The organism is Mycobacterium sp. (assembly GCF_025933915.1).
In the GTDB taxonomy this organism is placed as follows: domain Bacteria; phylum Actinomycetota; class Actinomycetes; order Mycobacteriales; family Mycobacteriaceae; genus Mycobacterium.
Genome location: NZ_JAICZA010000251.1, coordinates 1 through 4,634, shown reverse-complemented (window position 1 = coordinate 4,634; position 4,634 = coordinate 1). Strand labels below are relative to the sequence as shown.

Annotated in this window: 5 protein-coding genes and 1 pseudogene; 2 read left to right on the top strand and 4 right to left on the bottom strand. The window is 68.9% G+C overall.

What is annotated here, in order from left to right; translation table 11 throughout:
- The coding region (locus tag Q0W90_RS23410; protein ID WP_297776951.1) for a magnesium transporter CorA family protein at positions 1-676 on the top strand (676 nt) is incomplete at its 5' end.
- Between the two features lie 12 nt (positions 677-688).
- On the opposite strand, the gene Q0W90_RS23405 is transcribed toward Q0W90_RS23410, so the two are convergent.
- Together Q0W90_RS23405 and Q0W90_RS23400 are read right to left on the bottom strand one after the other, a co-directional pair.
- The gene (locus tag Q0W90_RS23405) at positions 689-916 is read right to left on the bottom strand and encodes a hypothetical protein (protein WP_363319558.1); all 228 of its coding nucleotides are present in this window, start codon (positions 914-916) and stop codon (positions 689-691) included.
- An 85-nt stretch (positions 917-1,001) separates the two neighbouring features.
- Positions 1,002-1,361: a DUF732 domain-containing protein gene (locus Q0W90_RS23400; RefSeq protein ID WP_297595784.1), complete on the bottom strand. Its 360-nt coding sequence runs from the start codon at positions 1,359-1,361 to the stop codon at positions 1,002-1,004.
- A 191-nt stretch (positions 1,362-1,552) separates the two neighbouring features.
- Between Q0W90_RS23400 and Q0W90_RS23395 the strand changes: the two genes are divergently transcribed.
- Complete coding sequence (locus tag Q0W90_RS23395) at positions 1,553-2,470, top strand: PHB depolymerase family esterase (protein ID WP_297776949.1); 918 nt, start codon at positions 1,553-1,555, stop codon at positions 2,468-2,470.
- On the opposite strand, the gene nei2 is transcribed toward Q0W90_RS23395, so the two are convergent.
- Positions 2,467-3,222, bottom strand: a complete 756-nt coding sequence (gene nei2 / locus Q0W90_RS23390; protein ID WP_297776946.1) for an endonuclease VIII Nei2 — start codon at positions 3,220-3,222, stop codon at positions 2,467-2,469. The two genes, Q0W90_RS23395 and nei2, sit on opposite strands and share 4 nt — an antisense overlap.
- Before the next feature lies 1 nt (position 3,223).
- Positions 3,224-4,634 (bottom strand): annotated as a pseudogene (locus Q0W90_RS23385) (ATP-dependent helicase); the annotation flags it as partial.

Genomic DNA, 4,634 nt, shown 5'->3' with positions numbered 1-4,634 from the left:
CTCGGCCTTCGTGCTCCCGCAGGGGCTGATCACCGTGCGCCTGACGCCCGACTTCGACATGGCGCAGGTGACCCGGCGCTGGCAGGAGATCGGCGGCCAGGCCTACGGCGTCGGTGCATTGGTGCACGGTCTGCTCGACGTAGTGGTCGACAGCCATTTCGCGGCGGTGGAGGCCCTCGACGACTACATCGAGGCCATCGAGGACGAGCTGTTCGACGGCACCTCGCGCAAGGGTAACTTAGCCCGCCGCACCTTTGGGTTGCGCAGGGACCTGGTGAACCTGCGGCGGGTGGCGTTACCGATGCGCGAAGTAGTCAATTCGATTCAGCACCACCGCATTTCGGATGTTGCCGACCGGCAGCTCGACCCGCTGTACGCCGACCTTTACGACCACGTGTTGCGGGTCTCCGAATGGACGGAGTCGCTGCGCGACATGATCACCACGATTTTCGAGACCAATTTGTCGCTGCAGGACGCCCGGTTGAACACCGTCATGAAGAAGCTGACGGGATGGGCGGCCATCATCGCCGTGCCGACGGCGATCACCGGGTTTTACGGGCAGAACGTTCCCTACCCGGGCTTCGGTACGGCGGCCGGATTCACGGCCAGCACCAGCGTGATACTCATCCTGATGGCGGTGCTGTACGTGATGTTCAAACGTCGCGATTGGCTGTAGACCGCGAGGTGGTCACTGCACGACCGGGGGTGCGGCGGTGGGCGAGGCGGAAAGACCGTGCTGAATGCCCTGATTGATTTTGTCCCGCAGGGCCGGGCTGCCTGGCGGATCTGACTCCGTGCAGGCGCAGCTGAGATGACTGAAGGAATTAGGGTCGGTGCTGGCCGATGCTGCGGTCCAGCCGGAAGCGCCAAGAACGATGGCAACACCCGCAACACCGACCAAAAGTTTCGGAATCATTTTGGCCTTGTGGTTCGTCAATTAGCTTCGGATGTTTCAATTTTAGCCGCGAATCCGTCACGAGCCTGTCAACCGGCTGTAAATTTCAGGACCCGGCTGCCGCCGCCGCGTATTTGGGGCAGTACGCCTTGATGCTGACGCCGACGAAGTAGCCGGCGTGATAGCTGTCCAGCGAACTGCTGGACACCACGTTGTTGGCGACCTGCTCCGGCGTTTGGCCCGAATCGAGTTCGTGGCACACGGTGTGACCGGAGTTGACCGCGGCGTCGGGGGACTCGTAGTTGATCCCCTTGGCCTTCAGCGCGGCGAGGAACGCATCATCGGCGGAGGTCGCGTGAGCGGTCGCCGATGCGGCCAGGGTGCCGAGTAGCCCGGCCACCGGCACAACGCCGATAGCCAAGAGCGACCGCGCCCGGTTGGGCTTGCGAATTTGGGTGCTCGTCATTTGTGATACTCCCGTGGAACAGAAGAGCCGTAGCTTGCCGAAGGCGGGGCCAGTTCGAATGCTCGCACGCCGCGGCGTTACCCGATGCGGTATCGCCCATAATGCGGTGTGTGCCACATCAATGTTTGCTCTGTCTTCGGCGGCGCGTAACCGGCCGCTGTCCGTCACCGCGCCGTCGGTGATCTGACGACATGCCGTACGCGCGATGGTTGTGGCTCGCTGTGGTGGCGATATGTGTGGTCGGATGCGGGGTACAGCACGTGTCGGCGGCGAGCGCTCGGGATGTTTCCGGTACGTTCCGATCCGGCGGCATGGACCGAACCTACATGTTGCACGTCCCGGCAGGCGACCCCGTCGGCCTGGTGCTCAGTTTGCACGGTGGCGGCGGAACCGGGATCGCGCAGCGCGCGCTGACGGGTTTCAACTCCGTTGCTGACGCCCACGATCTGTTGGTCGTCTACCCCGATGGTTACGACAAAAGCTGGGCCGACGGGCGCGGCGCCTCGCCCGCGGATCGCCGCCACATCGACGACGTGGCCTTCCTCGTCGGGTTGGTCAGCAAGCTGCAACACGACTACAACATCGCGCCGGGCCACGTTTTCGTCACCGGGATGTCCAACGGGGGCTTCATGTCCAACCGGCTGGCCTGCGACCGGGCCGACGTCTTCGCCGCGGCGGCGCCGGTGGCCGGCACCCTGGGCGTGGGCGTGGCCTGCAACCCGTCGCGGCCGGTGTCGGTGTGGGAAGCCCACGGCACCGCCGACCCGCTGGTGCCGTTCAAGGGTGGGGCGGTGCGCGGTCGCGGCGGGCTCAGCCACTCGATCTCGGCGGATGCCATGGTGGCGAAGTGGCGTTCGGCGGATGGGTGCACCGGCGATCCGTCGATGGAGATGCTCCCCGAGGTCAAAGACGGAACGGTGGTCCGCCGGTTTGTTTCCACGGTGTGTTCGGCGTCCACCGAGGTGGTCTTCTACAAGGTCGAGAAGGGCGGGCACACCTGGCCGGGCGGCAAGCAATACCTGCCCGCGGCCGTCATCGGGCCCACCACGCACGCGCTCGACGGGTCGGAGGCCATCGCCCGGTTCTTCCTCGCGCACGCACGGGATTAGCGCTGACACGACGGGCACCAGTAGGCCACCCGTTCTTTCGTGTCGTCGATGTTGATGGCGCCGGCGCAGCGGCGGCACGGCTGCCCTGCCCGCCCGTAGACCCAGAGCTGGCGCCCGTGCCGGGTGTCGCCGGTGGTGCACCGATTCCAGCGGAAACGATTGAGCCACAGCATCTCTCGTGCGCGAGAGACCAGCCGACGCGGATCCGCGACGGCGCTCACCGGGGCGGTGGGCAGATGCCCGCTGACGAAACACAGTTCGTTGCAATAGACGTTGCCGATCCCGGCCAGCACCCGCTGGTCCAACAGCGCCTCGGCGACCGGCCGGCCGGGGTCCGCCGTCAGGTTGGCGGCGGCACGCACCGGGTCCCAATCCTCGCCCAGCAGATCGGGTCCCAGGTGGGCGACGGCGTCGGCGTCACGGTCGCGATCCAGGATCTCCAGCACTCCCAGGTCGAGGCCGACGGCCCGGGCGGCGTCGGTTTCCAAAACGATGCGTGCCCGGTGGTCGATCCGCACCGGGCGCACGCCGACCCGCCAGCTGCCCTCCATTTTCAGATGGGAGTGAATGCTGGCCTGCCCCACCCGGATGAACAGATGCTTCCCGCGGCTGAGGACCTCGTCGACCACCTGCCCGGTGAGGTCGACGGTGGCGTACCGAGGCACCCGCACGTCGCAGCGGGTCAGGGTGCCGCCGAGCAGGTGCCGGCGCAGCACGGCGGCGGTGTGCCAGACGGTGTCCCCCTCCGGCATCTCAGCGCAGCCGCATTCCGCGTGGCGTCGTGTGGAATCCGGCTTCCGACAGCGCGCTCAGGGGCCCGCGCTCGTCCGCGCGGGGCGCGAGGGCCGGCACCCCGTCGACGCGCTCGACCAGCATCCCCGCGACGCGGCGGGAGGCGACCAGGTCGGCCAGCGCCGCCGCGGCCGCCCGATGGGCCGCGGGATCGTCGGTGAAGGTCAGCAGCGAGCGCCCGCCGCGCTCCAAGAACCAGGCCAGCTCGCCGTCGACCAGCACGACGAGCGCGCCGGCCTTGCGGCCCGGGCGTGCGCCCTCGCCGCTCGAGGCCGGCCAGGGCAGCGCCGCGCCGTACGGGTTGGCCGGGTCCGCGGCGGCCAGCGCGATCGCCCGGTACTCCGGCCGTTCCGGATCGATCCCGTCGCTGAAGTTACGCAGCCGATCGACCGTCGACGCGACGGCGAACTGCGCCCCGCCCAGCGACTCGATGAAGTAGCCGCGCTGGCAACGGCCCGCGTCCTCGAAGGTGCTCAGCACCTTGTACAGGGTGGCGAACCCGCCGGGGACGCCCTCGGCGGTCACCGCGCCCCTGGTCAGCACGCCGTGCCGGCCCAACAACAGTTCCGCCTGGTAGTGGGCGCGCAGCGTGGAATCCGGCTCGGGGGCGGGCAGGACCGACCATCGGCCGGCCACGGTCGGGTCGGCGGGCCGGGCCTGCGCGTGCGCGACGCTGTACCGGCTCAGCCGCGGCGGGCGATGCGACCGGTGCGCCGGCTGGGAGGCTCGCGCGCGCTTGCGGGTTCCGGTGCCCCCGAGGATGGCGCGTACCGGGGCGAACGTGTCGCCGGTGATCCAGCCGGCCCAGATCAGTTCCCACAGTGCGGCTTTGAGTTCGGCGTCGGAAAACGGGCTTTGCGCGAGCTGACGGAAGAAGTAGGCGCCGCCGCCGGCCAGCGTGTCCAGGATGGCGCGGTGGGCGTCGCCCAGGTCGATGTCGGCGGGTCCGGCCGGCGCGCCCAAGGTCAAAGGCGCGGATTCGCCGGCGTGCAACGCGATCCAGCCGTCGCTACTCGAAATCGACCCGGCACCCGACCAGGTGATCTCACCGGCGGCGAGCAGTTCGTCGAGCAGCGCGGGGGAGTAGTCGCGGACCCGGGGTGCCAGCACCAGCGGCTCGATCGCCGAAGCCGGCATCCGCACGCCGGCCAGCTGATCGATCACCGACATCAGCCCGTCCAGCCCGGAATAGCCTGGGGTGCGCGACGATTCGGCCGCCCCGACGTGATGCCAGGCCGGCAGGAACCGCCCGTACGCGGCGGTGCTGACCGGCTCGACCTGGGCCCGCAGCGCCGCCAGCGACCGCCGCCGCAGGATGCGCAACACGTCGGCGTCACACCACTGCCCACCCCCGGCCACGGGCGACCCGGGT

What these genes read in the sequence shown, in the direction of transcription:
- Q0W90_RS23405 (WP_363319558.1), bottom strand. Translation starts at nt 916, where the DNA reads ATGATTCCGAAACTTTTGGTCGGTGTTGCGGGTGTTGCCATCGTTCTT.
- Q0W90_RS23400 (WP_297595784.1), bottom strand. Translation starts at nt 1,361, where the DNA reads ATGACGAGCACCCAAATTCGCAAGCCCAACCGGGCGCGGTCGCTCTTG.
- Q0W90_RS23395 (WP_297776949.1), top strand. Translation starts at nt 1,553, where the DNA reads ATGCCGTACGCGCGATGGTTGTGGCTCGCTGTGGTGGCGATATGTGTG.
- nei2 (WP_297776946.1), bottom strand. Translation starts at nt 3,222, where the DNA reads ATGCCGGAGGGGGACACCGTCTGGCACACCGCCGCCGTGCTGCGCCGG.